26 protein-coding genes are annotated in these 26,704 nt (G+C 48.6%); 21 read left to right on the top strand and 5 right to left on the bottom strand.

The window, feature by feature from the left end; translation table 11 throughout:
• Positions 1-63: 63 nt before the first annotated feature.
• The 3 genes from gyrB to dnaA all read right to left on the bottom strand — a co-directional run bounded on the left by gyrB (position 64) and on the right by dnaA (position 5,313).
• The gene (gene gyrB, locus OH31_RS07275) at positions 64-2,469 is read right to left on the bottom strand and encodes a DNA topoisomerase (ATP-hydrolyzing) subunit B (protein WP_019880780.1); all 2,406 of its coding nucleotides are present in this window, start codon (positions 2,467-2,469) and stop codon (positions 64-66) included.
• A gap of 70 nt (positions 2,470-2,539) precedes the next feature.
• Positions 2,540-3,643, bottom strand: coding sequence for a DNA polymerase III subunit beta (gene dnaN / locus OH31_RS07270; RefSeq protein WP_024930202.1), 1,104 nt, complete (start codon positions 3,641-3,643; stop codon positions 2,540-2,542).
• Positions 3,644-3,900: 257 nt separating this feature from the next.
• Positions 3,901-5,313 (bottom strand): chromosomal replication initiator protein DnaA, encoded by a 1,413-nt coding sequence (dnaA, locus tag OH31_RS07265; protein WP_024930201.1) that lies wholly within the window; start codon positions 5,311-5,313, stop codon positions 3,901-3,903.
• A gap of 325 nt (positions 5,314-5,638) precedes the next feature.
• On the opposite strand from dnaA, the gene rpmH reads away from it, so the two are divergent.
• From rpmH to mnmE, 5 genes are read left to right on the top strand one after another with little or no spacing between them, the layout of a single operon-like run.
• Positions 5,639-5,773: a 50S ribosomal protein L34 gene (rpmH, locus tag OH31_RS07260; protein WP_018987191.1), complete on the top strand. Its 135-nt coding sequence runs from the start codon at positions 5,639-5,641 to the stop codon at positions 5,771-5,773.
• Positions 5,774-5,805: 32 nt separating this feature from the next.
• The gene (gene rnpA, locus OH31_RS07255) at positions 5,806-6,150 is read left to right on the top strand and encodes a ribonuclease P protein component (RefSeq protein ID WP_024930200.1); all 345 of its coding nucleotides are present in this window, start codon (positions 5,806-5,808) and stop codon (positions 6,148-6,150) included.
• On the top strand, positions 6,150-6,368 hold the full coding sequence (gene yidD / locus OH31_RS14745; protein WP_081755136.1) for a membrane protein insertion efficiency factor YidD: 219 nt from the start codon (positions 6,150-6,152) through the stop codon (positions 6,366-6,368). Before rnpA ends, yidD begins: the two co-directional genes overlap by 1 nt.
• A 19-nt stretch (positions 6,369-6,387) precedes the next feature.
• On the top strand, positions 6,388-7,986 hold the full coding sequence (gene yidC / locus OH31_RS07245; protein WP_024930199.1) for a membrane protein insertase YidC: 1,599 nt from the start codon (positions 6,388-6,390) through the stop codon (positions 7,984-7,986).
• Entirely contained in the window at positions 7,949-9,334 is a 1,386-nt protein-coding gene (gene mnmE, locus OH31_RS07240) for a tRNA uridine-5-carboxymethylaminomethyl(34) synthesis GTPase MnmE (RefSeq protein WP_051502160.1), read from the top strand. Before yidC ends, mnmE begins: the two co-directional genes overlap by 38 nt.
• Positions 9,335-9,343: 9 nt before the next feature.
• Here the strand turns inward: mnmE and OH31_RS07235 are convergent, their stop codons facing one another.
• Positions 9,344-9,928, bottom strand: coding sequence for a cytochrome b/b6 domain-containing protein (locus OH31_RS07235; protein ID WP_081755135.1), 585 nt, complete (start codon positions 9,926-9,928; stop codon positions 9,344-9,346).
• Between the two features lie 5 nt (positions 9,929-9,933).
• On the bottom strand, positions 9,934-10,368 hold the full coding sequence (gene cycA / locus OH31_RS07230; RefSeq protein ID WP_019880773.1) for a cytochrome c'': 435 nt from the start codon (positions 10,366-10,368) through the stop codon (positions 9,934-9,936).
• Between the two features lie 209 nt (positions 10,369-10,577).
• Between cycA and mnmG the strand changes: the two genes are divergently transcribed.
• The 16 genes from mnmG to OH31_RS07150 all read left to right on the top strand — a co-directional run bounded on the left by mnmG (position 10,578) and on the right by OH31_RS07150 (position 26,695).
• Positions 10,578-12,509, top strand: a complete 1,932-nt coding sequence (mnmG, locus tag OH31_RS07225; RefSeq protein WP_024930196.1) for a tRNA uridine-5-carboxymethylaminomethyl(34) synthesis enzyme MnmG — start codon at positions 10,578-10,580, stop codon at positions 12,507-12,509.
• On the top strand, positions 12,506-13,135 hold the full coding sequence (rsmG, locus tag OH31_RS07220; RefSeq protein WP_024930195.1) for a 16S rRNA (guanine(527)-N(7))-methyltransferase RsmG: 630 nt from the start codon (positions 12,506-12,508) through the stop codon (positions 13,133-13,135). The genes mnmG and rsmG overlap by 4 nt, the downstream gene beginning before the upstream one ends.
• Positions 13,135-13,896 carry a ParA family protein gene (locus tag OH31_RS07215; protein ID WP_019880770.1) on the top strand — a complete coding sequence of 254 codons (762 nt, stop codon included), beginning with the start codon at positions 13,135-13,137 and terminating at the stop codon, positions 13,894-13,896. The genes rsmG and OH31_RS07215 overlap by 1 nt, the downstream gene beginning before the upstream one ends.
• 46 nt (positions 13,897-13,942) lie before the next feature.
• Positions 13,943-14,803: a ParB/RepB/Spo0J family partition protein gene (locus OH31_RS07210; protein ID WP_019880768.1), complete on the top strand. Its 861-nt coding sequence runs from the start codon at positions 13,943-13,945 to the stop codon at positions 14,801-14,803.
• Positions 14,804-14,951: 148 nt separating this feature from the next.
• On the top strand, positions 14,952-15,344 hold the full coding sequence (locus tag OH31_RS07205) for an ATP synthase subunit I (protein ID WP_019880767.1): 393 nt from the start codon (positions 14,952-14,954) through the stop codon (positions 15,342-15,344).
• Positions 15,345-15,373: 29 nt separating this feature from the next.
• On the top strand, positions 15,374-16,210 hold the full coding sequence (gene atpB, locus OH31_RS07200) for a F0F1 ATP synthase subunit A (protein ID WP_019880766.1): 837 nt from the start codon (positions 15,374-15,376) through the stop codon (positions 16,208-16,210).
• Between the two features lie 48 nt (positions 16,211-16,258).
• Positions 16,259-16,525 (top strand): F0F1 ATP synthase subunit C, encoded by a 267-nt coding sequence (gene atpE, locus OH31_RS07195; RefSeq protein ID WP_018987204.1) that lies wholly within the window; start codon positions 16,259-16,261, stop codon positions 16,523-16,525.
• A gap of 78 nt (positions 16,526-16,603) precedes the next feature.
• Entirely contained in the window at positions 16,604-17,074 is a 471-nt protein-coding gene (locus OH31_RS07190) for a F0F1 ATP synthase subunit B (protein WP_019880765.1), read from the top strand.
• A gap of 17 nt (positions 17,075-17,091) precedes the next feature.
• Entirely contained in the window at positions 17,092-17,628 is a 537-nt protein-coding gene (locus OH31_RS07185; RefSeq protein WP_019880764.1) for a F0F1 ATP synthase subunit delta, read from the top strand.
• Between the two features lie 16 nt (positions 17,629-17,644).
• A complete protein-coding gene (gene atpA / locus OH31_RS07180) occupies positions 17,645-19,186 on the top strand; it encodes a F0F1 ATP synthase subunit alpha (protein WP_024930194.1) in 1,542 nt (513 codons plus the stop codon).
• Positions 19,187-19,215: 29 nt separating this feature from the next.
• Entirely contained in the window at positions 19,216-20,085 is an 870-nt protein-coding gene (gene atpG / locus OH31_RS07175) for a F0F1 ATP synthase subunit gamma (RefSeq protein WP_019880762.1), read from the top strand.
• Between the two features lie 67 nt (positions 20,086-20,152).
• Positions 20,153-21,589: a F0F1 ATP synthase subunit beta gene (gene atpD / locus OH31_RS07170; protein ID WP_019880760.1), complete on the top strand. Its 1,437-nt coding sequence runs from the start codon at positions 20,153-20,155 to the stop codon at positions 21,587-21,589.
• 73 nt (positions 21,590-21,662) lie between these two features.
• A complete protein-coding gene (locus OH31_RS07165) occupies positions 21,663-22,088 on the top strand; it encodes a F0F1 ATP synthase subunit epsilon (protein WP_019880759.1) in 426 nt (141 codons plus the stop codon).
• 73 nt (positions 22,089-22,161) lie between these two features.
• Positions 22,162-23,532: a bifunctional UDP-N-acetylglucosamine diphosphorylase/glucosamine-1-phosphate N-acetyltransferase GlmU gene (gene glmU, locus OH31_RS07160; RefSeq protein WP_024930193.1), complete on the top strand. Its 1,371-nt coding sequence runs from the start codon at positions 22,162-22,164 to the stop codon at positions 23,530-23,532.
• Between the two features lie 4 nt (positions 23,533-23,536).
• Positions 23,537-25,372, top strand: a complete 1,836-nt coding sequence (glmS, locus tag OH31_RS07155) for a glutamine--fructose-6-phosphate transaminase (isomerizing) (protein WP_024930192.1) — start codon at positions 23,537-23,539, stop codon at positions 25,370-25,372.
• A gap of 102 nt (positions 25,373-25,474) precedes the next feature.
• On the top strand, positions 25,475-26,695 hold the full coding sequence (locus OH31_RS07150; protein ID WP_024930191.1) for an EAL and HDOD domain-containing protein: 1,221 nt from the start codon (positions 25,475-25,477) through the stop codon (positions 26,693-26,695).
• Positions 26,696-26,704: the final 9 nt, after the last annotated feature.

Here is a 26,704-nt window from a genome sequence, read left to right as displayed (position 1 = left end):
AATGGCAGAATAATAAAAAAGCGCCCTCAGGCGCTTTTTTAATTCAGATGAAAACGAATTTCCTTAGACATCCAGTGAGCTAACGCTAAGCGCATTGCTTTCGATAAACGCACGACGTGGTTCCACATTGTCGCCCATCAGTGTAGTGAAGATTTCATCAGCACCGATAGCATCTTCAATTTGCACTTTGAGCAGGCGGCGTACGGTTGGGTCCATGGTGGTTTCCCATAATTGTTCCGGGTTCATCTCGCCCAAGCCTTTGTAACGCTGAATATTCAGGTTATGTTTGGCTTCGCCCAGCAACCAGTCCAGCGCTTGTTTGAAGGTGCTGACTTTTTGCTCTTTCTCACCGCGCTTGATCAATGCGCCCTCACCTAACAGGTTGTTGACCATGTTTGAGGTACGGTTGATCTGGCGGAAATCGCCACTATTCAGGAACTCGGCATCGATCACGCAGCTTTGCAGGTTACCGTGCACGTATTTGTTTACTTCAAGGCGATAAGCACTGGTTTCAGTATCTTGCGCCACAATGACTTCTGAACCAACCGCACCCAGGATAGGACGCAATTTTTCAGCTGCAGTATTGGCAGCAGATTCTGTGCTCAAATCCAGGTCGCCTAAATCCTGAATCGCGCGCAACACGCTTTCATCATAAAGGTTGGCGATACGGCGGATCACCGCTTCTGTCAGCACCATTTGTTTGGCGATACTGGTCAGGGCGTCATCTTTCAGAATGTCGCCACCGTCTTTGGTCACCAGCACGGCATCACGCAGGGCTGAGTTAAGCAGGTATTCATCCAGCTCGTGCTCATCCTTGAGGTAACGTTCGTCGCGGCCTTGTTTGACTTTGTACAACGGCGGTTGCGCAATGTAGATATGACCGTTTTCAACCAGCTCAGGCATTTGACGATAGAAGAAAGTCAGCAGCAGGGTACGAATGTGCGCACCATCCACGTCCGCATCGGTCATGATGATGATGCGGTGATAGCGCAATTTTTCCAGGTTGAAGTCATCTTTACCGATGCCCGTGCCCATGGCAGTGATCAGCGTGGCGATTTCCTGTGAGCCTAGCAGTTTGTCAAAACGCGCTTTTTCTACGTTGAGGATCTTACCTTTGAGCGGCAGAATCGCCTGGAATTTACGGTCACGACCTTGTTTGGCTGAACCACCCGCAGAGTCACCCTCGACCAGGTAGAGTTCGCTCAAGGCTGGATTTTTTTCCTGGCAATCAGCCAGCTTGCCTGGCAGACCCATGGTATCCATCACACCTTTACGGCGGGTGATTTCACGCGCCTTACGCGCCGCTTCACGCGCACGCGCTGCTTCTACAATCTTGCCACAAACAATTTTGGCATCAACCGGGTTTTCTTCCAGGAACTCGGCCAGTTTGGCCGCCACAATCTCAGATACTACTGGCTGCACTTCGCTGGACACCAGTTTGTCTTTGGTTTGTGATGAGAATTTAGGATCTGGCACTTTGACTGACAGCACACAGGTAATCCCTTCGCGCATATCGTCACCGGTGGTTTCGACTTTGGCTTTTTTAGCGAATTCGTTTTGTTCGATATATTGATTCAGCGTGCGCGTCATCGCGGTACGCAAACCCGTCAAATGGGTACCGCCATCGCGTTGCGGAATGTTGTTGGTAAAACACTGTACGGTTTCAGAGTAGCTGTCGTTCCATTGCATCGCTACTTCAACCGTCATATTGTCTTTTTCGCTGATGGCATAAAACACTTTTGGGTGCAGCACCGTTTTAGTACGGTTCATGTACTCCACAAAGCCTTTGATACCACCGCTGAAAGCGAAGTTTTCAGACTTACCTGTGCGCTGGTCGATCAATTCGATCTTCACGCCATTGTTCAGGAAAGACAGTTCACGGATACGCTTGGCCAGAATTTCAAAGTGATATTCAACCAGGGTAAATGTTTCAACCGATGCCAGAAAATGGACTTCTGTGCCCTTCTTTTCAGTGGTACCGGTGATGGCTAATGGCGCTTGTGCCACACCACGATGAAACTCCATCTGATGCACTTGGCCCTTGCGGTAAATTTTCAGTCTCAACCAGTCAGACAAGGCATTCACCACAGACACACCCACACCGTGCAAACCACCAGACACTTTGTAAGAGTTCTGGTCAAACTTGCCGCCCGCATGCAACTCGGTCATCACAATTTCAGCAGCAGAGCGTTTAGGCTCGTGTTTGTCGTCGTCTTTAATATCGGTTGGAATGCCACGACCGTTATCAGAAATACTGATGGAATTATCCGGATGGATAATCACTTTAATATCGTCACAGTGGCCTGCCAGTGCTTCGTCAATCGCATTATCGAGCACTTCGAATACCATATGGTGCAAACCGGAACCATCTGACGTGTCACCAATGTACATGCCTGGACGTTTACGTACGGCGTCCAAACCTTCCAAAATCTTGATACTGTCTGAGTTATATTCTTGTGGCTGTGCCATAACAAAAGTTTCTTTAATTGAGATTTAAAAGTCACTGCAGCGTGTTTCACGTGAAACACGGGTGCAGGCATTATATGCGCATTGGCATCACAACGTATTTATAGTTGCTATCGCTGGCAGCTGTGATCAGGCAACTGCTATTGGCGTCGGCAAAAGCAAACTCAATTTGCTCATCACTCAGGTTATTCAGCACATCAATCAGATAAGTGACATTAAAGCCAATATCCAGCGCTACCTGGCTGTAATCAATTTCCAGTTCTTCTTCCGCTTCTTCTTGCTCGGTGTTAGTACTAATCAGCTTGAGCAGGCCTTGCGTGATGACCATACGAATACTGCGGTATTTTTCGTTAGACAAAATCGAAGCACGTTGCAAGGCACTCAAAATCGCCACGCGGTTCACCATAAAGGTATTTTGATGGCCGGTTGGGATCACGCGGTTGTAATCGGGGAACTTGCCGTCAATCACTTTGCTAATCAGCTGAATATCACCAAACTCAAAACTGACCTGGCCATTGAGTAAATCAATGACGACAGGTGCTTCAGATTGTTCATCCAGTAACTTGGTCAGCTCCAGCACGGTTTTACGCGGCAAGATGACTTCCGTTTTTTCAAAACTTTGATCCAGCGTGGTGTTGGTATAGCTCAAACGGTGGCCATCAGTGCCCACAACATGCAACTGGTTGCCATTCACTTCGAGCAACAAACCATTGAGGTAATAACGGATATCTTGCTGGGCCATGGCAAACTCAACCTGTTTCAACAGGCGCTTGAGCTCTGACTGCGCCAGGCTGAAACTGATGTTCTGGCCGCTGGCTTTACTCATCAAAGGATAATCAGCCGCTGGCAAAGTTTGCAAGTTAAAACGGCTCTTGCCCGCCTTGAGCGTAATGCGGTTGTCCTGGTTGTTCATTTCAATAGACGAGCTATCTGGCAATGAGCGACAAATATCCAGCAATTTTTTTGCAGATATCGTGGTACTCAATTCACCTTCTACCCCGCCATTGACTCTCAGCGAAATCTGCATTTCCAGATCCGTGGCTGTCAGATGCATTTCTTGCTGCTTGATGTTCACCAGCAGATTAGAAAGGATAGGCAGTGTATGTCTGCGCTCTACGATGCCAGTGACACTATTGAGGGGTTTAAGCAGTACCTCACGGTTTATTTTGATTTGCATGGCCTGACCTGATTAATAACTTTATTTCAATATATAAAAGATAAGACTAATAGTAATGTACGACTTTTTTGTGGGTAACTCTAAAAATTAATTTAATTCAAAGACTTACAAACATTTTAGCTTGTGCATAAATTGCGTTTTAAACATGCATTATTTGTGGCTGATATTGTAAACCGATTTTATCCTGTCTATACGCAATATTTAAACACACGTCATTCTCAACTTATCCACAGCTTATCTTGTTAAAATTTTTTTCCCTAATCACGAATGACTTGCGTCAGCAAACCAATATCGCGCGCTAACGTTTGGTCATTTAAGCGTAATTGTTCAATTTCTTCACAGGCATGCATCACGGTGGTGTGGTGACGTCCGCCAAAAGCTTCACCGATTTCCGGGAAACTGTGATTAGTCAGTTCACGTGCCAGTGACATCGCGACCTGACGTGGTCTGGCGACATTCCGTGAACGTTTTTTACTAAACATGTCGCTGACTTTAATCTTATAGTAGTCAGCGACGGTTTTCTGGATGTTTTCAATGGTGATCTGGCGTCCACGCACAGCAATCAGGTCGCGTAAGGCATCTTTAGCCAGATGCACATCAATGGCATGGCCGGTGAAATTGGCCATGGCAATAATACGGTTTAGTGCGCCTTCAAGCTCACGCACGCTGGAGCGAATCTGCTTGGCCACGAAGAAAGCCACATCTTCATGCAGGTTGATTTTGAGGTTTTCAGCTTTTTTGCGCAAAATCGCGACGCGCATTTCCAGTTCCGGCGGTTCAACTGCTACAGTCAGGCCCCAGCTAAAACGCGTACGCAGGCGCTCATCCATGTCTACGATCTCTTTGGGATACGTATCGCAAGTGATGACGATTTGTTTTTTCTCTTCGATTAAAGAGTTAAAGGCGTAGAAAAACTCTTCCTGGGTGCGGGTTTTTTTGGCAAAGAACTGAATATCATCAATCAATAATAAATCGAGCGAGTGATATTGCTGCTTGAACTCGTCAAAGGCTTTGTTTTCGTAAGCTTTCACCACGTCAGACACATAACGCTCAGCGTGCAGGTAGCGTATATTGGCTTCTGGCTTGGCTTTTTTCAGCTCATTGCCAATCGCCTGCAACAAATGAGTTTTGCCCAAGCCCACACCACCATAAATAAACAAGGGGTTATATGCCTGGCCAGGATTGCCTGCTACTTGAATGGCTGCAGCACGTGCTAACTGGTTGGCGCGGCCGGTGACATAGTTATCAAACAGGAAGCTGTCATTGAGGCCACTGCTTTTCTCTGACTTGAGATGTTTGGCTGGGGCGCGGTTGCTCACCGGTTTTTTATCAATGACTCTGGCTGTGTGTTGTTGTGTGGCCGCTGCAACCACCGCTTCTACTGGTGATTGCGCAGTTTTTATTGGCGCCGCGCTAGGTGTGGGCGCGGCCTGCTCAGACGTATCTACGATGAGTTCAACGACTGCGCTAGGGGATAATTCGGTCGCAATGGTGGCAATGCGGGTGAAAAACTTGCTTTTTACCCACTGCATGACAAATTTATTAGGCGCGACAATCTGCACCGCCTCGCCATTGACGCGTGCTTTCAGGGGTTTAATCCAGGTATTGTATTGTTGTGCCGAAAGTTCTTTTTCGAACTTGAGCAAACAATAGGCCCAAAAATTTTCCATTGCTCCAGTGCTTTTTAAAAGTGTCAGCAAAAAGTCAGCCTGTTTCCGTGTTTCAGGCGCTGTTTGCGTTTATTCGTTATAATTGCCGGGAAGAGTGGCAGAAGAAGTGGTCTTGATGGTGATTGTCACCTTGACCTGTTGCAGACATTCTAAACGTTTTAACCTGAGTTATCCACAGCCACGACCTATAAAAAAATAAAAAAAATCATTGACATAAGGTCGCGATTTGCTGTTTAATTAAGGGTTTTTGAAATCGGCAAATATTCACTGTTAAATCAGCGTTGCCGGATTAGAGTTTAATTGCCAATTTGGCAGGAGTTTAATAATGAAACGTACCTATCAACCATCCAAAACCCGTCGTGCACGTACCCATGGCTTTCTGGTACGCATGAAAACCAAAGGTGGCCGTGCAGTGATTGCTGCTCGTCGCGCTAAAGGTCGTAAACGTCTGGGTCTGTAATCCCTGACGATGCATTGCTTGAAACTCAATGCATGACATTGTACAAGCTAAAAAAAACGGATGAATTTTCATCCGTTTTTAGTTTCAGGAAACGGTTTTATGGTGAGTGGCTGTTTGCCAACATCATGCCTAACCAGCAAGACCATCATCGCTACGGTTTGGTCGTGTCGAAAAAAGTCGCCAAATTGGCGGTTAAGCGTAACTATATGAAGCGTGTCTTGCGCGAGTTATTGCGCGCACAAACCTCTCCAGTAGCCAGTGGTTTTGATGTGGTGCTGCAAGTGCGCAAGGCTTTTCAACACGAAGATTTTCCGGCCATACAACGTGATTTGTCACAATTGCTGGCTAGACTGAAAAAAACTGCACCTGTTTCCTAATGACGCTGATGAAAACGATACTGATTACATTAGTAAAATGTTACCAGTGGGGGTTAAGCCCCTGGCTGGGGCGTCAGTGTCGTTTTCATCCAACCTGTTCACACTACGCCATTGAGGCGCTGCAACGCTATGGTGCCTGGCATGGTAGCCTGTTGGCCTTGCGCCGCATTTGTCGCTGTCATCCGTGGCATCCGGGTGGTGTGGATCCCCTTCCCTGACTTGTAAATACGAAACCTTATGGATACTCGCCGTTTAATTCTGTTCGTGATCTTTTCCTTCTCCATTATGTTGCTATGGGACGCTTGGCAGCAGCAACACGCACCTGCGCCAGTTGCACAGCAAGAGGCAATGCAAACCTCGCCTGCTGACAAACCACAGGAAAATGGTTTTAAACTCAGCCAGGGTACACGCATTGCTGTGAAAACAGACCGTTATGCGGCGGTGATTGATACGGTGGGTGGCGATCTGCGTCAATTATCCTTGCTGGAGCATAAGGCCGATGACAACTCCGGCCCTTATGAGCTCATGAGTGATGCCAGTGCAGATAAATTGTATGTGGCACAAACCGGTTTAAAAGGGGATGGCTTACCTACGCATTATGTAACGTTTACGGCGGCTGAGACTAATTACAGCCTGCAAGAAGGCCAGGACACATTGGAAGTGCGTTTAACTGCGCCAGAAACCAATGGTGTGGCTGTGGATAAGGTGTACCGCTTTCACCGTGGTCAATACCTGATCGATGTGCAGTATGAAATCAAAAACAACAGCGATAAAGCGATTTCACCTTCTGTGTATTACCAGATTATTCATGATAATGAGTCTAACCAGGGCTCTAAAATGATGCCGACGTTCACTGGCGGCGCTTACTTTACTGAGGCAGACAAATACAACAAGGTCAAATTTGATGAAATGGCCAAGAAGGATGTGTCGATTAATGCCAAAGATGGCTGGGTAGGTTTAGTACAACATTATTTCGTCAGCGCCTGGGTGCCGCAATCCACCGCTGAGCGCAAGTTCTACACTACCAAGCTGAGTGAGCATGATTTCTCTATCGGTACTATTTTGCCTGTCGGTGAAATTGCGGCCGGTAGCAGTAAAATGGTAGATGCGAAACTGTTCAGTGGTCCGCAAGCCCAGGATGACCTGGCAGCTGCTGCGCCTGGTCTGGAGTATGTGGTGGATTACGGTATTCTGACCGTGATTGCCAAACCTCTGATGTGGTTGTTGACCCATATTCACGAACTGGTGAAAAACTGGGGCATTGCCATCATTGTACTGACCATTCTGATCAAGGCCGCATTCTTTAAACTGTCTGCTTCTGGCTATCGCAATATGGCGCATTTACGTGAAATGGCGCCTAAGATGCAGTCTCTCAAAGATAAATTTGGCGATGACAAGCAAAAGTTGCAACAAGCCATGATGGAAATGTACCGTACCGAGAAAATCAACCCGATGGGTGGTTGCTTGCCTATTTTGGTACAGATTCCGGTATTCATCTCACTGTATTGGGTGTTGCTGGGTTCAGTTGAGTTGCGCCATGCGCCTTTCTTTGGCTGGATTCAGGATTTATCAGCGACTGACCCCTACTTTGTATTGCCAGTGCTCATGGGTGCGACCATGATTATTCAAACCTTTTTGAATCCGCCGCCAACGGATCCGATTCAAGCCAAAGTAATGAAAATCATGCCAGTCGCATTTAGTATTTTCTTCTTCTTCTTCCCGGCGGGCCTGGTGTTGTATTGGTTGGTGAACAATATTCTGTCTATCTGGCAGCAATGGGCGATCAACCGCATGATTCATGCTGAAGCTGTGGCAAAAAAAGGGCATGGCAAATAATCAGCTCGCCTTAAGCACTGACACCGTTGCCGCCATTGCAACGGCGCCTGGTGCAGGTGGTATTGGTGTGGTGCGGGTATCTGGGCCGTTGGCCGCAGATATCGCCACACAAATCCTCGGTCACTGCCCTGCCCCACGGCATGCGGCTTACCTGCCTTTTTTGCAAGCCGATACTACGTTGATTGACCGTGGTATCGCTATCTATTTCCCTAATCCACACTCTTATACCGGTGAAGATGTGCTTGAATTGCAGGCACATGGCGGTACAGCATTGATGCAAATATTGCTGGCACGTTGCATAGAATGCGGCGCCCGTCATGCACAAGCCGGTGAGTTTACCCAACGTGCCTATTTAAACGACAAGCTTGACCTCGCACAAGCAGAGGCTGTTGCTGACCTGATTAATGCGGCAACCGTAGAAGCTGCACGCAGTGCTGTACGTTCTCTCTCGGGCGAGTTTTCACAAGCCATACAGACCTTGTTACAACAACTGGTCGATTTACGCATGTATGTTGAAGCTTGCCTGGATTTTCCTGAAGAAGAGATTGATTTCATCACCCAGGGCCGGGTGCTGGAAAAGTTACAGGCGAATCAGGCCGCCTTGCAACATATCTTTCACCAAGCCAAGCAAGGCGTCTTGTTGCGCGAAGGCATCAATGTCGTACTCATTGGGCAGCCTAATGTAGGTAAGTCCAGCTTGTTGAACGCCCTGTCAGGTGAAGAGGTGGCGATTGTGACGCCGATAGCTGGTACCACGCGCGATACCATTAAAAGTGTCATCCAGATTGAGGGTGTACCCTTACATGTGATTGATACTGCTGGCTTGCGTGATACGGAAGATACGGTGGAACAAGTGGGTATTGCTCGCACCTGGAAGGCGATTGAAACTGCACATGTCGCTTTATTGTTGGTGGATAGCCAACATGGCATTGGCGATCAGGAAAAGGCTATTTTGCACAAATTGCCAGCAGAAGTGAAAAAAGTCTGGGTGCATAACAAGATAGATGTTTCACGTGAAACATCGCGCATTGAAAAACGTGAAAATGAGCAGCACGTGTTTTTATCGGCCAAGACAGGTGATGGTATTGCCAGCCTGCAAAAAACGCTGCTAGAGATTGTGGGTTATCAGCCTGGTGGTGAAGGTGTGTTTATGGCCAGGGCGCGTCATTTGCAAGCACTTGCAGAAGTTGAGCAGCATTTAGACCTGGCAATGTTACAAATGCATGCGGCTGAATTGGTCGCAGAAGAGTTGCGTTGTGCACAAGAAGCGCTAGGGTTGATTACCGGTGAATTCACCCCAGATGATTTGCTCGGTGAGATTTTTAGTCGATTTTGTATTGGCAAATAAAAACCCGCATTAGCGGGTTTTTTTTCGAGGGAATGGCGTATTGTGTTGATCAAACCGTTCATCAATACTACACACCCGTTTACAACCGGTGATCATGGCCCAGATCAGGTTGTCGTGATGAATAAAGCTTTCAAAAATCACACCCAATACATGCACCACCACCACTGCCAGCCAAGTCCAGGTTGCATAGTGATGCAGTACCTGCGCCATATCGTCATCAATAAAGCCCCAGCCGCTGTTATACACAATGCAACCAGAGCCTACGGCAACAATTCCTAAACCCAGCATGGCATAAATAGCAATTGAGCCAGTGGGGTTGTGGCCAATATAGTGTCTGGCAGTGCCTTTGAGTAGCTTAAACAGGTATTTCGCAGCCCAGACCGGATTTAATGGAAAGCTGTGAAAGTTGGCGTAACCTGTAGCAATAAGGCCCCAGATAATACGCGCAACGATTAATGTACCGGCGACATAGCCCGCGTAAGCATGGTGTAGCCGATCCCACATGGAGGCGTGGGTATAAAAAGCATACCCAAACGCCGCCACTAGAGACCAGTGGAAGATCCTGATGAAAGGATCCCAGACATACCGCAGCATTTGAATTATTTGCTAGGTTTGGTTTCTGTTAACAGATAAGCAATAAAGTTGGCTTTTTCTGAAGGAGAGCAATCAGCACCCAGAATGTCGTTGCAGTGTTTGGTGAACTCTTCTTCTACTTTATCAAGGTCAGTAAAGCGTTTGGTGTTCACACGTGGTGCCAACGGTGGGATCTCTTTGTTGGTCACAATGTTTTTGCCGACGTTAGCTGGATTATTGGTGTGGCATGAGGCACATGCCGCTTCTTTACCGCTAGGTGTTTTGAATTTGCGGTTAAAGAAAATTTTACCGTCTGTAATAGAAGGTGCTTCGTACATTGAGTTGGCGGAGTGTGCGATGTTGGTGTACTTGTATACCAGTTTTTCGGCATTAGTCACATCAGCCATGGCGTGTACAGAAAACAAGACCCCGAATGTAGCAATAATTGTTTTGATTTTCATGGTAAGAGCTCCTTGGTTGTTTTGAAAAAATTCTATTCTTTTTATGTTAAGTAAATATGGCCTGCTTGTAATTGATTTGTATTAAACCGTAATAACTTTGTATTAAAGCATGGAACAAGTGTATCAAAGCAGCGAATTAAATGACCATTTGATTAGTTTACGCTAAAATCACAATTCTTTTTAAATCAAACAGTTCAAGATTATTTATGATGGACTTTCCTGATCGATTCGATGTCATTGTGGTGGGTGGCGGCCATGCCGGTACCGAGGCTGCGCTGGCGGCTGCCCGTATGGGGCAGAAAACGCTGTTGTTAAGCCATAACATTGAAACATTGGGACAAATGTCCTGTAACCCTTCTATTGGCGGCATCGGCAAGGGCCACCTGGTGAAAGAGGTAGATGCGCTTGGTGGTGCCATGGCAGCTGCGACGGATGAAGGTGGCATACAGTTTCGTATCTTGAACTCAAGCAAGGGTCCGGCGGTACGTGCCACGCGCGCGCAGGCAGATCGTATCCTTTATAAAGCAGCGATTCGGCACCGCCTGGAAAATCAGCCTAATTTATGGCTGTTCCAGCAGGCGGTCGATGACATTATTCTCGAGGGCGATCGGGCTGCAGGTGTTGTCACGCAAATTGGCCTGCGTTTTTACGCAAAGTCGGTTGTGTTGACGGCCGGTACGTTTTTGGGTGGTTTGGTGCATGTTGGCCTGCAAAATTACAGCGCCGGTCGCGCCGGAGATCCGCCAGCCATCTCACTCGCCGCGCGCTTGCGTGAAATTGGCCTCCCGGCCGGTCGCCTGAAAACCGGCACCCCACCCCGTATTGATGGTCGCTCGATTGATTATAGTGTCATGACCGAACAACCTGGTGATACGCCGGTGCCGGTGTTTTCTTTCCTGGGGAATGCCGCACAGCACCCGCAACAACTGCCTTGCTGGATTACGCACACCAACCAACAGACACATGACATTATCCGTAGTGGCCTGGACCGTTCTCCGATGTACACGGGGGTGATTGAAGGTGTGGGGCCACGCTATTGCCCTTCTGTGGAAGATAAGATTCATCGTTTTGCGGATAAGGAATCACACCAGGTGTTTCTGGAGCCTGAGGGGCTAACCACACACGAAATTTATCCAAACGGCATTTCTACCAGCTTGCCATTTGATATTCAGTTGGCGCTGGTGCGATCTATTCGTGGTTTGGAGGGTGCGCATATCTTGCGCCCCGGATACGCTATTGAATATGACTATTATGACCCGCGAGGCTTGAAGTCGACTCTTGAAACCAAAGCTGTTCGCGGCCTGTTTTTTGCCGGTCAAATCAATGGCACGACTGGTTATGAGGAGGCGGCAGCCCAGGGTTTATTAGCGGGTGCAAATGCGGCGTTATTTTCACAAGACAAAGAGGGTTGGTGCCCTTCCCGTGAGCAAGCCTATTTAGGTGTGTTGGTGGACGACCTGATTACCACCGGTGTAAATGAGCCTTACCGTATGTTTACTAGTCGTGCTGAATACCGTTTGCAATTGCGCGAAGATAATGCGGACATGCGCTTGACAGAAAAAGGTCGCGAGCTCGGTTTGGTAGATGATGTGCGTTGGGAAGCATTCTGTAAGAAGCAGGAAGCGGTTACACGTGAACAAGCCAGGTTGAAGCGTACATTTTTGCAGCCGGATAACGGTCAACCTGCAGGCCAAAATAAAATTGTTTCACGTGAAACACAGGTAGCCGTTTTTGGTAAGCCTCTGGAGCATGAGTATTCATTGTTCGAATTATTACGTCGTCCAGAAATTGCTTATCAATCGCTGTTGGATTTGGTGCCAGCACCAGAAGTGCTCGCTGAAGATGTGTTGGAACAAGTTGAAATTGCTGCCAAGTACCAAGGCTATATTGACAGGCAGAACGAAGAGATTGCCCGTCAGAAAAATAGCGAGAATATTAAACTGGGTGATGCTATCGATTACAATGACGTGCATGGCCTGAGTAATGAGGCGCGTCAAAAGTTGCTGGCGCAAAAGCCGGAAACGATTGGGCAGGCAGGTCGCATACAGGGTATTACGCCAGCGACCATCTCCTTGTTGCTGGTGTATCTGAAGCGTAAACATAAAAAACAAAGCCAGTCGGGCGATATTGCAGCAGCATGATAAGTGATTTGTTGCCGCAATTAGCCGCCGGGGTGGAGGCACTTGGTTTACAATCTGTTGTGACGGCGGAAAAGCAGGCGCAGTGTCTGGCTTATCTGGCTTTGCTGCAAAAATGGAACAAGGTATATAACCTGACCGCGGTGCGCGATCCGCAAGAAATGCTGGTTTTGCATTTGCTGGATAGTTTGAGTGTGCTGCCTTATATTCAGCCTGGAAATTTGCTGGATGTGGGCAGTGGTGGTGGTTTGCCTGGTTTGGTGGTTGCGATCACGCGGCCAGATGTGCAGGTGACGACCATAGATACGGTGCAAAAAAAAGCGATCTTCATGCGTCAGGTAAAAGCCGAATTGGGCTTATCGAATGCGCAGGTGGTACATGGTCGGGTGGAGGCTTTTCAACCGCCCTCGCCTTTTACGCAGGTTATCTCGCGTGCTTTTTCCGATATTGCTTTGTTTAAGCAGTTGACGACGCATTTGATGGCGCCGCATGGCCGTTGGTTGGCGATGAAGGGGGTAGTGCCAACCGATGAAATGCAACAGGCTGCGGTGTTACCTAAAGAAGTCATTCGTTTGCAGGTGCCAAACCTGCAGGCAGAACGGCATTTAATTGTGTTTGAGAATACATAATGAAAATAATCGCAATCACCAACCAAAAGGGCGGTGTTGGTAAAACAACCACCTGCGTCAATCTTTCTGCGAGCTTGGCAGAGCATGGCAAAAAAGTATTGTTGGTTGATTTGGACCCACAAGGCAATGCCAGTACGGGGAGTGGTATTGACAAGACGCACTTGAAAGACAGTATTTACCAGGTGCTGATTGGTAATAAAACCATGCAAGAGGTGGTGATCCACGCCGAAGCTGCCAAATTTGACGTTGCTCCCTCTAACCGTGACCTGGCAGGGGCTGAAGTTGAATTGGTGAATGAGATGGCCCGCGAAACGCGTTTAAAAAACGCCATCCTTAAATTGGGTGATGATGCCTACGATTATGTCCTGCTAGACTGCCCGCCTTCGCTGAACCTGGTGACTGTGAATGCCTTAACCGCCGCTCATTCGGTGATGATTCCCATGCAGTGTGAATACTATGCGCTTGAGGGCTTGTCAGATTTGGTCAATACCGTCAAGAAAGTGCGTGCTCACTTAAACCCTGTGCTTGAGATAGAGGGCTTGTTGCGCACCATGTTTGATAATCGCAATATGCTGGCACAGCAGGTGTCGGCGCAACTGGTCAGTCATTTCGGCAAAAAAGTGTACCAAACCATTGTGCCGAGAAATGTGCGGCTGGCCGAGGCGCCAAGTTATGGTATGCCGGTGTTGCTGTATGATCGCTCTTCCAAAGGTGCGCAAGCCTATCTGGAGCTGGCGCAGGAAATCATCCAAAAACAGTAGCAATAAAAATCACAATTTTTACAGACAGATTAAAGGAAGTAGCAGCATGGTAAAGCCCAAAGGACTTGGACGCGGACTCGACGCATTGTTATCAGGCGACACGGAAACGATTGCCCAGTCAGATACCTTGCGCACCCTGCCCGTTGGTCAGTTGCAACCGGGTAAATATCAGCCTCGCTCATACATGAATGAGGAGGCGCTGCAAACGCTGGCGGACTCGATCGCGGCACAAGGCATTATGCAGCCTATTCTGGTGCGTGAAATTGCAGCAGACAAGTTTGAGATTATTGCAGGTGAACGTCGTTGGCGCGCTTCGCAAAAAGCCGGCCTGACAGAAGTGCCGGTGTTAGTGCGTGAGATTGCTGACGAAGCTGCGCTGGCAATGGCGTTGATTGAAAACATCCAGCGTGAAGACCTGAATCCGTTGGAAGAAGCCATGGGTATCAAACGTTTGATTGATGAGTTTGATATGACGCATGAAAAAGCCGCTGCCGCCGTTGGCCGCTCACGTGTGGCGGTCTCTAATTTGTTGCGCCTGCTTACCTTGACGCCGATGGTGCAAGACATGCTGCTGGATAATCAAATCGATATGGGCCATGCCAGGGCGCTGGTTGGCAGTGAGCCGGCACAGCAAATCCTGCTGGCCAATAAAGTGGTACAGGATGGTTTGTCTGTGCGCGAAGTGGAGCGCCTGATTCAATCTGAGCCCGCCACAGGTAAAAAGGCCAAGCAAGCGGTGCATCCCGATGTCGCTTCCTTGCAAAATCAACTCAGCGAGCAATTGGGTGCCGAGGTTGCGATTAGCAGTAAAGCAAGCGGCGCTGGTGTATTAAAGCTGAGCTTTTCAAACCTCGATCAACTGGACGATTGGATAGCGAAACTGACCGATAATCGCCTGAAATCGTAAGTTAAATCGCACATAAGCCATCCGAAAGCAGATTTTTCCCAAACATTCAGACAGTTAAGTCCTGTTTGGTGCTTGACTTCGGCGAGTGAATAATTCAAAATCTCGCGTCTTTGTAGTATTTTGCCTTGAATTTTAGCGGTCTAACCCCATGAGTGGTCAACAAAACACTGCGGCTGGCATGTCGCTCTATAGCAATGTGCTGCGCTGGCAGCTCATGGCGACGGCGGCTGTCACGTTGATTGCCTATGCGGTTGGTGGTTTAACGGCTGCATTATCTGCATTAATGGGTGGTTTTTCTGTGGTCATCGGTGCATGGTTTGCAGCGAGAATTGCAGAAAAAGGTCGTTCAAAAACAGACCCCACGGCAGTGTTGCTAAATTTACTCAAGGCAGAAGCAGTAAAAATATTGATCATCGCGATTATCCTGTTTGTGGTTTTCAAGCTGTACCAGGCATTGGTGCCCTTTGCACTGATTGCTGGTTTGGCGGCCGCGGCGCTGTTTTCTGGCGCAGCACTGGCAAAATCACAAGTGGATGTGTAGACACGTTAATTTAAAAATAGTTTGAAGATATGACAACTGAACACGCACAAAACGTAGAACTCACCCCTTCTGAATATATCGCGCACCATTTGAGCTTTAATGCTCAGGGCGTTAACGGCAATACTGCCTCTGAAGGCTTCTGGGTGTTGCACTACGACACCTTGTTGACCTCTGTTGTCCTGGGTTTGCTGGTCATGGGTTTGATCTGGTGGGTGGCACGCGGTGCAACCGCTGGCGTGCCGAGCAAGCGTCAGGCCTTTGTTGAGTTGGTGTTTGGTTTTGTCGATGATCAAGTCAAAAACATTTTCCACGGCGACCGTCATTCATTTATTGCCCCAACAGCTCTGACTGTCTTTATTTGGGTGCTGGCGATGAACTCCATGGATTTCCTGCCGGTCGACTGGGTGGCTGGTATCGTGTCATTCTTCGGTGGCGAACACGCAAAATGGCGTATCGTCCCTACTTCTGATATCAATACCACCTTTGCGCTGGCATTGGCTGTCTGGTTCCTGATGATTTTCTTCTCCATCAAGGCTAAAGGCCTGGGTGGCTGGATCCACGAACTGTTCTGTGCACCATTCGGCAGCAATCCGCTGGTATGGCCTGCCAACTTCCTGTTTAACCTGATTGAATACGTTTCAAAACCACTTTCTCACTCATTGCGTCTGTTCGGTAACATGTACGCCGGTGAAATCATCTTCTTGCTGTTGGGTATGTGGGCTGCCACAGGCCTGAGCGGAACCGTGTTTGGTGCCATTCTGGGAGCTGGCTGGTCTATCTTCCACATCCTGATTGTGGCATTGCAAGCGTTTATTTTCATGATGCTGACTGTGGTCTACCTGGCCATGGCGCATGAGTCACACTAGTTTTTAACTTTGTAGTTGTTTTTAATTCTTTATAAGAGAGGGTATTAAATGGAAGCATTAGCATTGATTCAAGCCTACACAGGCGTTGGTATCGGTTTGATCATTGGTTTGGGTGCCGCTGGCGCTTGTATCGGTATTGGTATCATGTGTGCAAGTTTCCTGGAAGGTGCTGCTCGCCAACCAGAAATGATCCCAGCCCTGCAAGGTAAAGTATTCCTTCTGTTGGGTCTGATCGACGCTTCTTTCATTATTGGTGTTGGTCTGGCAATGATGTTTGCATTTGCAAACCCATTGTTGAGCGTTGTTGCTAAGTAATTTTTACTCGGTAAATACCGCCCGGTAGGGTTTAAGTGTGACTTAAACCTTTCAACCAATCAGTATGATGGATCCAAAATGAATATTAATTTCACACTCATCGCGCAAGCTATCGCATTTGCAGTGTTGATCTGGTTCACGGTGAAATTCGTTTGGCCGCCGCTGTTAACAGCGATCGAAGCGCGCCAAAAGGAGATCGCAGATGGTTTGGCTGCTGCCCAGGAAGGCAAAAGTGCCCTGGAAGTGGCTGCCAAAAAATCTGAAACCACACTGAACGAGGCCAAACAAAAGGCAACTGAGATCATTGGGCAAGCCGAAAAACGCGCCGCTCAAATCATTGATGAAGCCAAGGGTAATGCCAAAGCTGAAGGTGATCGCATTATTGCCGGTGCCAAAGCTGAAATCGATCAGGAAGTGAACCGTGCCAAAGAAGGTTTGCGCGCACAGGTTTCCACATTGGCCGTAGCCGGTGCTGAAAAAATCCTGCGTAAAGAGATTGACGCTAAAGCACACAGCGAAATGTTGGCTAAACTCGCTGCGGAACTTTAAGGTAAAAGGGATAAAACATGGCTGAACTCTCAACCATTGCAAGGCCTTATGCTGTTGCTGCTTACAAGCTCGGCAAAGAAAAAAAGGCATTGGCAACATGGTCTGAAATGTTGGCATTGGCCGCGGCAGTCGCAGCAAATGACCAAATGAAAACCCTGATTGATGACCCTAAACTGAATGCCGCTGATGTTGAAGCCGCATTTCTCAAGGTTTGTGGCGACAATCTTAACGAGCATGGTCAGAATTTGATCAAGACCTTGGTTGAATATGGCCGTTTATCCTTATTGCCTGCCATTGCTGAAGCTTTTGAGGCTTTGAAAGCGCAAGATGAAGGCACCTTGGACGCACAAATCATTGCCGCTGCCAAAATCACGGCAACGCAAACTAAAGATTTGGTAAAACGTCTGGAAGCCAAGTTCGGCAAGAAAATTGAAGCAAGCGTTTCCGTAGATCCGGAAATCATCGGCGGCATCAAAATTATTGTTGGCGACACCGTTATCGACGCGTCTGTCCAAGGTCAGTTACAAAATTTAGCCTATACGCTCACAGCATAAGGCATAGGAGAATTAAATGCAGTTATCTACATCAGAGATTAGCGAGCTCATTAAGAGCCGTTTGGAAAACTTCTCTACTTCTGCGGAAGCCCGTACTCAGGGTACCGTGATTTCCGTAACAGACGGCATTGTGCGTATCCATGGCCTGTCTAACGTGATGTCCGGCGAGATGATTGAGTTTCCAGGCAACACTTTCGGTTTGGCATTAAACCTGGAGCGTGACTCCGTAGGTGCCGTGGTATTGGGTGATTATGAGCACATTACAGAAGGCGATACCTGTAAATGTACAGGCCGTATTCTGGAAGTGCCAGTGGGCCCGGAACTGATTGGTCGCGTAGTGAACGCGCTGGGTCAGCCTATTGATGGCAAAGGTCCGGTCAACGCCAAGCTGACTGACAAAATTGAAAAAATTGCGCCAGGCGTGATTGCACGTAAATCTGTGTCACAACCAGTGCAAACTGGCCTGAAGTCTATCGACTCCATGGTTCCAGTTGGTCGTGGCCAACGTGAATTGATCATTGGTGACCGTCAGACTGGTAAAACAGCTGTTGCCGTTGATGCGATCATCAACCAAAAAGGTCAGAACATGACTTGTATCTACGTTGCGGTTGGCCAAAAGGCTTCAACCATTGCCAACGTGGTACGTAAACTGGAAGAGCACGGCGCGATGGCTTACACCATTATCGTTGCGGCTTCTGCTTCTGACTCCGCTGCCCTGCAATTCCTGGCGCCTTATGCCGGTTGTACTATGGGTGAATACTTCCGTGACCGTGGCCAAGATGCATTGATCGTTTACGATGACTTGTCCAAACAAGCGGTTGCTTACCGTCAGATTTCCCTGTTGCTGCGCCGCCCACCAGGCCGCGAAGCTTACCCAGGTGACGTGTTCTACATCCACTCACGTTTGTTGGAGCGTGCTGCTCGTGTGAACGAAGAGTATGTTGAGAAATTCACCAACGGTGAAGTTAAAGGTAAAACAGGTTCATTGACTGCATTGCCAGTAATTGAAACTCAAGCCGGTGACGTGTCTGCATTCGTACCAACCAACGTGATTTCGATTACCGATGGTCAGATTTTCCTGGAAACTGACTTGTTTAACGCGGGTGTTCGTCCTGCGATCAACGCCGGTATTTCTGTGTCTCGCGTGGGTGGTGCTGCACAAACTAAAATCATCAAAAAACTGGGCGGTGGTGTACGTCTGGCTTTGGCGCAATATCGTGAACTGGCTGCGTTTGCGCAGTTTGCTTCTGATCTGGACGAAGCTACCCGTAAACAGCTGGACCGCGGTCGTATGTTTACCGAGTTGATGAAACAGGCACAATACGCGCCATTGAACGTGGCAAACATGGGCGTAAGCTTGTTTGCAGCGAACAAAGGTTTCTTTGATGACGTGCCAACCAACAAGGTATTGGCATTTGAAAATGCATTGCATGGTTTCCTGAACTCCAAGTACAAGAACATCATTGATGCTATCGAGTCCAGCAAAGATCTGAGCGGTGATAACGAGAAAGCATTGGAAGCTGCGATTCAAGATTTCAAAGCAACCAACGCTTATTAATCTCTGACACTTCGACTTAGGAACCTAATATGGCAGGTAGTAAAGAGATTAGAACCAAGATCAAGAGTGTAGAAAATACACGCAAGATCACCAAGGCGATGGAGATGGTAGCTGCTTCTAAAATGCGTAAAGCGCAGGACAGAATGCGTGCTTCCCGCCCCTACGCGGATAAAATCCGTAACGTGGCGGCTCACCTCTCCTTTGCACAATCCGAGTATCGTCATCCGTTTTTGATTAAACGCGACGTGGTGAAAAATGTCGGCCTGATTGTGGTCAGTTCAGATAAAGGCCTGTGCGGTGGTTTGAATACCAACGTATTACGTTTGTCGCTGAGCCAGATGAAAGCATGGGAAGCTGAAGGCAAAGGCATCAGTGTCAGTGCGATCGGTAACAAAGGCTACGGCTTTATGAACCGTATCGGCGCGCAGGTGAAATCCCATATCACCGGTTTGGGCGATACTCCGCATCTGGAAAAGCTGATCGGCACCATCAAGGTCATGCTGGATGCGTACATTGCCGGTGAAATTGATCAGCTTTACATCTGCTATACCAAATTCATCAACACCATGAAGCAAGAGCCGACCATGCAACAATTGTTGCCATTGACCGGTGAGCAATTGGGCAGCCCGAATGGCCATTGGGATTACATCTATGAGCCTGAAGCAAAACCAGTGGTGGATGAGTTGATGACACGTTATATCGAATCACTGATTTACAACGCAGTGGCCGAAAACATGGCGTCCGAGCAATCTGCCCGTATGGTGGCGATGAAGTCTGCTTCTGATAACGCGAAGAGCGTGATTGGTGAGCTGAAGTTGGTATACAACAAAGCCCGTCAGGCAGCGATTACCAAAGAGATTTCAGAAATCGTCGGCGGTGCGGCAGCAGTCTCCTCCTAAGGCGCGTGCGTTAAAAGCATCGTGAAAGAATTCAATTAGATCTGACTCATACAGTTAGGAAAAGAAAATGGCAAAGGCAAATCAAGCAGTAACAGGTAAAGTAGTGCAGTGTATTGGCGCTGTGGTTGACGTGGAATTTCCACGCGATCAAATGCCTAAAGTATTCGATGCATTGATTATTGATGCAAAAGACAGCAATGCAGAAGCCGGTTTGACACTGGAAGTGCAACAGCAATTGGGCGACGGCGTGGTCCGTACCATTGCCATGGGCTCTTCTGACGGTTTGGCACGTGGTACCGCATTCAAAAACACGGGTGCAGCGATCTCTGTACCAGTGGGTGAAGGTACTTTGGGCCGTATCATGGACGTATTGGGTCGCCCAATCGATGAAGTGGGTCCAATCGACTCTACCGAGTTCCGTTCTATCCACCAGAAAGCCCCGGCTTTTGAAGAGCTGTCACCATCTGTTGACCTGTTGGAAACAGGCATCAAGGTGATTGACCTGGTTTGCCCGTTTGCTAAAGGCGGTAAAGTGGGTCTGTTCGGCGGTGCGGGTGTAGGCAAGACCGTTAACATGCTGGAACTGATTAACAACATCGCTAAACAGCACTCCGGTTTGTCCGTATTTGCTGGTGTAGGTGAGCGTACCCGTGAAGGTAACGACTTCTACCACGAAATGGCAGATGCAGGCGTCATCAAGCTGGACAACATGAAAGAGTCCAAAGTAGCGATGGTGTTCGGTCAGATGAACGAGCCTCCAGGCAACCGTCTGCGCGTAGCGTTGTCTGGTTTGACCATGGCTGAAAAATTCCGTGACGAAGGCCGTGACGTGTTGTTCTTCGTGGACAACATCTACCGTTACACCTTGGCTGGTACTGAAGTATCTGCGTTGCTGGGCCGTATGCCTTCAGCCGTAGGTTACCAACCTACCCTGGCTGACGAAATGGGCCGTTTGCAAGAGCGTATTACGTCTACTAAAGTCGGTTCTATTACTTCTATCCAAGCGGTTTACGTGCCTGCGGATGACTTGACTGACCCATCACCAGCAACGACTTTCCAACACTTGGACTCTACTGTTGTGTTGTCACGTGACATCGCTTCCCTGGGTATCTACCCAGCGGTTGACCCACTGGACTCTACTTCACGTCAACTGGATCCACTGGTAGTTGGCGAAGAGCACTACTCAGTTGCGCGTTCTGTACAACAAACACTGCAACGCTACAAAGAGTTGCGTGACATTATCGCGATTCTGGGTATGGACGAATTGTCTCCAGAAGACAAATTGGCAGTAGGCCGCGCGCGTAAAATCCAACGTTTCCTGTCACAACCTTTCCACGTGGCTGAAGTGTTTACTGGCGCGCCAGGCAAATACGTGCCACTGAAAGAAACCATCAAAGGCTTTAAAGCGATTGTGGCTGGTGAATACGATCACTTGCCAGAGCAAGCATTCTACATGGTTGGTGGTATCGAAGAAGCGGTTGAAAAGGCTAAAACACTGAACTAATCGTTGTTTGTGCGGGCGGGTTTAAATATCTGCCTGCATCACAAATCTTCAGTGATATAGAAAAGAGAACATTATGGCAAATACAGTGCATATCGATGTTGTGAGTGCCGAAGAGTCCATCTTCTCTGGTGAAGCCGAGTTTGTGGTTGCACCAGCTGGCGCAGGTGAAGTGGGTATTTATCCACATCACGCACCGATGATTACCACCATCAAGCCAGGCGCATTGCGTATCAAGCAAACTGCCGAGCAAGAAGAAACTGTGATTTATATTTCCGGCGGCATGCTGGAAGTACAACCAGGACTGGTAACAGTGCTGGCAGACACAGCGATTCGTGGCCAGGATCTGGATGAAGCAAAAGCCATCGCAGCTAAGGAAGCCGCAGAAGAAGCATTGCGTAACCGTTCTTCAGAGATCGATTACGCAGCTGCCCAGGCTGAATTGGCAGAAGCGATCGCACAAATCCAGGCAATCCAGAAATTGCGTAAATCTGTGCACTAGATTCCTGTGGAGTCTGGCAATAAAACAGGCGGCTTTCGAGCCGCCTTTTTTGTTTCTGAGATAAAATAACAGCATGACTGATTTGAATATCGTAATTCTCGCCGCGGGTAAAGGCACACGCATGCGATCAGACCTGCCCAAAGTGCTGCATGCGGTGGGCGGTAAGCCTATTCTGCATCATGTGATTGACGCGGCACGTCAGCTAAATCCACAAACCATCACGGTGGTGTATGGCTTTGGCGGCGAACAAGTACAGCAGCAGACGCCAGGCGATGACCTGCAATGGGTATTGCAGGCAGAACAACTGGGCACTGGCCATGCGGTACAACAAGCCCTGCCCACCTTGCCTGAACATGGTAAAACACTCATTCTTTTAGGGGATGTGCCATTGGTCGATGTGGCGGCTTGCCGTGACATGTTGACGCAAGCCGATCAGCACCTGGTGGTGCAGACGTTTATCAAGGCAGACCCCAGCGGTTATGGCCGTATTGTGCGTAATGACAACAACGAAGTCGTCGCGATCGTCGAGCATAAAGATGCCAGCGTAGCGCAACGCGCGATACAGGAAGTGAATACCGGCATTATGGCGATGCCGAATGCACAGTTGAAACATTGGTTGGCTAATATCAGCAACCAGAATGCGCAACAGGAATATTATCTAACCGATATCATCGCCCTCTCCGTCAAGGAAGGCAGTGCGGTGTTGCCTCATGTGGTCGCCGATGCCTGGTCGGTCACCGGCATTAACTCCAAACTCGATTTGCAGCAAATCGAGCGTGAGTACCAGCTGCGTCAGGCAAATGTTCTGATGACACAAGGCGTGACCTTGCTGGATGCGCAGCGTATTGATATCCGCGGCGCATTACAATGCGGCCGCGATGTGTTGATTGATGTGAACTGTGTCTTTGAGGGTCAGGTCACGCTTGAAGATGATGTACAGATTGGTCCGCATTGCGTGATTAAGGATGCCGTGATCGCCAAAGGCGCACGCCTGGCGGCATTTACGCATATTGATGATGCCAAGGTCGGCGCGGGCAGCAGAGTCGGCCCGTTTGCGCGTTTACGCCCTGGTACGCAGTTAGCCGCAGAGACACATGTCGGCAATTTTGTTGAAATCAAAAATGCCACGGTGGGCGTCGGCAGCAAAGTTAACCATTTGACTTATGTTGGTGATGCCAGCATTGGTGCCAATGTGAATATCGGTGCCGGTGTGATCACTTGTAATTATGACGGGGCGAACAAACATAAAACCGTCATTGAAGATGATGTGTTTGTCGGCTCCGATACCCAATTAGTTGCGCCAGTGACTGTGGGCCGTGGGGCAACGATTGCAGCAGGCTCAACCATTACCAAAGATGTGCCGGCAGATAGCTTAACGCTGTGCCGTGCGCGGGAACAACGGTCAATTCAGGGATGGAAACGTCCACAAAAGGTGAAAAAATAAGCGTATGTGCGGCATTGTCGGTGCGGTCTCCAATAGAAATATCGTTCCACTCCTGATCGAGGGCTTAAGCAGGCTCGAATATCGCGGCTATGATTCGGCCGGGATTGCCGTGCTTAATCAAACCATAGAGCGCGCACGCGCGGTTGGTCGCGTGGCTGAGTTGCAGTTAAAAGCACAAGGCATGCATAGCCATGTTGGCATCGGCCATACGCGCTGGGCCACACATGGTGGCGTCACCGAGCAAAATGCACACCCGCATGTCTCCCCTGGGCAAGACCAGGCGCAAATTGCCGTGGTACATAATGGCATTATCGAAAACCATGACGAACAACGTGACCGTTTAAAGGCCTTGGGCTATCAGTTTTATTCACAAACCGATACCGAAGTCATTGCCCATCTGGTGCATTATTATTACCAGCAAAGCCATGACTTGTTCACGGCGGTCAAACAGGCGATTGCAGAGCTGACAGGCGCTTATGCAATCAGCGTGATTGCTTTGGAGCACCCCCAACAAATGGTCGTTGCCCGTCTCGGCTGTCCTTTGTTGATTGGCCTCGGTGATGGCGAAAATTTTGTCGCTTCTGATGTCTCAGCTGTTTTGTCTGCGACCCGTAGAGTAATCTACCTGGAAGACGGTGATGTGGCTACTTTGCAGACGGATGCCGTGGTGATTGTAGACAAACGTGGCGAAGTGGCTGAACGCAAAGTGCATATGAGTGATGTGTCACTGGCCTCACTAGAGTTGGGCCCATATAGCCACTTTATGCAAAAAGAAATCCATGAGCAACCACGTGCGATTAGTGACACCATTGAAGCCCTGATTGACGATGGCGCGTTCAGGAGTGAGTTGTTCGGCCAATCAGCGGCTGCCGTATTTTCTCAAATTGACAGTGTATTAATCCTGGCGGCAGGCACCAGTTATTACGCCGGCCTCACCGCAAAATACTGGTTGGAAAGCATCGCAAAAATTCCGACCTCCGTGGAGATTGCCAGTGAATACCGCTACCGTGAATCTGTGCCTAATCCTAAACAGCTGATAGTCACGATTTCGCAGTCTGGCGAAACGCTGGACACCATGGAAGCGCTTAAGCACGCGCAGAAACTGGGCCACGCGCACAGCCTGGCGATTTGTAACGTGCAGGAAAGTGCGATTCCCCGCGCTTCATCATTGATTTTCTACACCCGTGCCGGCGCTGAAATCGGTGTGGCGAGTACCAAGGCGTTCACCACACAGCTGATCGCGCTATTTGTGTTGGCAGTAACATTAAGCAAAGCACGTGGCTTACTCAGTCAGGCACAAGAGCAGCAATATTTATCCGATCTGCGTCAGCTAACAGGCGGCGTACAGATTGCGTTGAATCTGGAACCGCAAATCCGTGAATGGGCACATCGTTTCGGCGACAAAGACCATGCCTTGTTCCTGGGACGTGGCGTGCACTTCCCGATCGCGATGGAGGGTGCGCTCAAACTCAAGGAGATTTCCTACATACACGCCGAAGCCTATCCGGCCGGTGAGTTGAAACATGGCCCGTTGGCACTGGTTGATAGCAATATGCCGGTGGTGGTCATCGCCCCTAACGACGCTCTGCTGGAAAAAGTAAAATCCAATATGCAGGAAGTCAAAGCACGTGGTGGCGAGTTATTTGTGTTTGCTGATGCCGACAGTCACTTTAAAGAGTCTGAAGGCGTACACGTGATACGAACACCCCGCCATGTGGGTGTACTCTCGCCTATTTTGCATGCCATTCCGGTGCAACTGCTGGCTTATCATGCTGCTTTGCTTAAAGGCACGGATGTGGATAAACCGCGTAACCTGGCTAAGAGTGTGACCGTAGAATAAGCGATAAAGACCTAAAAAGCCCCGATAATCGGGGCTTTTTTCGAATAAGAAAACGACCAGTTTCCCTTATACTGATCTTAGATGCTCATCAGGAAGGCAGTCATGACCACGTCGCAACACAGTATTATCGGCCGCCAGCCGATTGTTAACAGTCAACAACAGATTATCGGCTATGAGTTCTTTTTCAGGAACGATAGCAATGGCAGCAATGCGCCTTTTGAAGAGGATATTCAAACCTGCGCCAAAATCCTCTCAACCACGATTGATGAGATGCACGAAAGCTGGCTGTTGGGGCAGCAACTGGCTTTTATCAACGTTGATCATGTCATGCTTAACAGTGTATTTCTGGAGTTGATGCCGGCAGAAAAAACAGTGCTTGAGGTTGTGCACACCGTGCAAGTCACGCCTGAAATCATCGCGCGCTGCGGTGAGTTAAAGGCAAATAAATTCAAAATTGCGCTGGATAACCCGCAACATCACCCGCAGCTGGAAGCGCTGATTCCATATGCGGATTACATCAAGCTGGATATGCGTGACGTCGATATTGCCCAGGCCACGCTGTGGCTGAAAAAATATCAGGCTTCCGGTTGCAGCTTAATTGCAGAAAAAGTTGAGCAAAATGCACAATTCAGCAGCTTGCTGGACGCAGGCTACCAGCAGTTTCAAGGCTATTTTTACGCTAAACCGGAAAACCTCAACAGCAAGGTCATTAACCCCAGCTTTGATGGCGTACTGCATTTATTGAACCTGGTGAGCCAGGAAGCAGACAACAAAACCATTGAAAATGGATTTAAGCGAGACACCACCCTGAGCTACAAACTGCTGCGTTACATTAACTCGGTTGGTTTTGGTTTGTCCTGCGAGGTGCAGTCCATTAATCATGCCTTGACGATTTTAGGCCGTAACCAGCTCTATCGCTGGTTAACGTTATTGATGGTGACGGCAGGCAATAACACCAGCTCCCCTGCCCTGATGAAAACTTCGATCACGCGTGGACGCTTGACCGAGTTGTTAGGTGAGCCCTTTTTTGATAAGCGTGACCGTGACAATTTATTTGTGGTCGGTGTGTTTTCATTACTGGATGTGATGCTGAAAGTGCCGATGGATAATGTACTGGAGAAACTGCAACTGCCAGAGCCGATTGTGGATGCCTTGACCAAACGTGAAGGTATTTTTGGGCCGTTTCTCAAACTGACTGAAGCTTGCGAAGACGCCAATAATGAAGAAATCTTGCAACTGGCATCCTTGCTGCAATTGAATCCAGACAAAGTGAACCAGTGTCATATGGATGCCTTGGCCTGGACGGAGACCTTGGGTATTTAGTCCGCTGAC

Origin of the sequence: Methylophilus sp. OH31 (genome assembly GCF_000576615.1) — a bacterium.
In the GTDB taxonomy this organism is placed as follows: domain Bacteria; phylum Pseudomonadota; class Gammaproteobacteria; order Burkholderiales; family Methylophilaceae; genus Methylophilus.
This window is presented reverse-complemented; position numbering and strand designations above follow the sequence as displayed.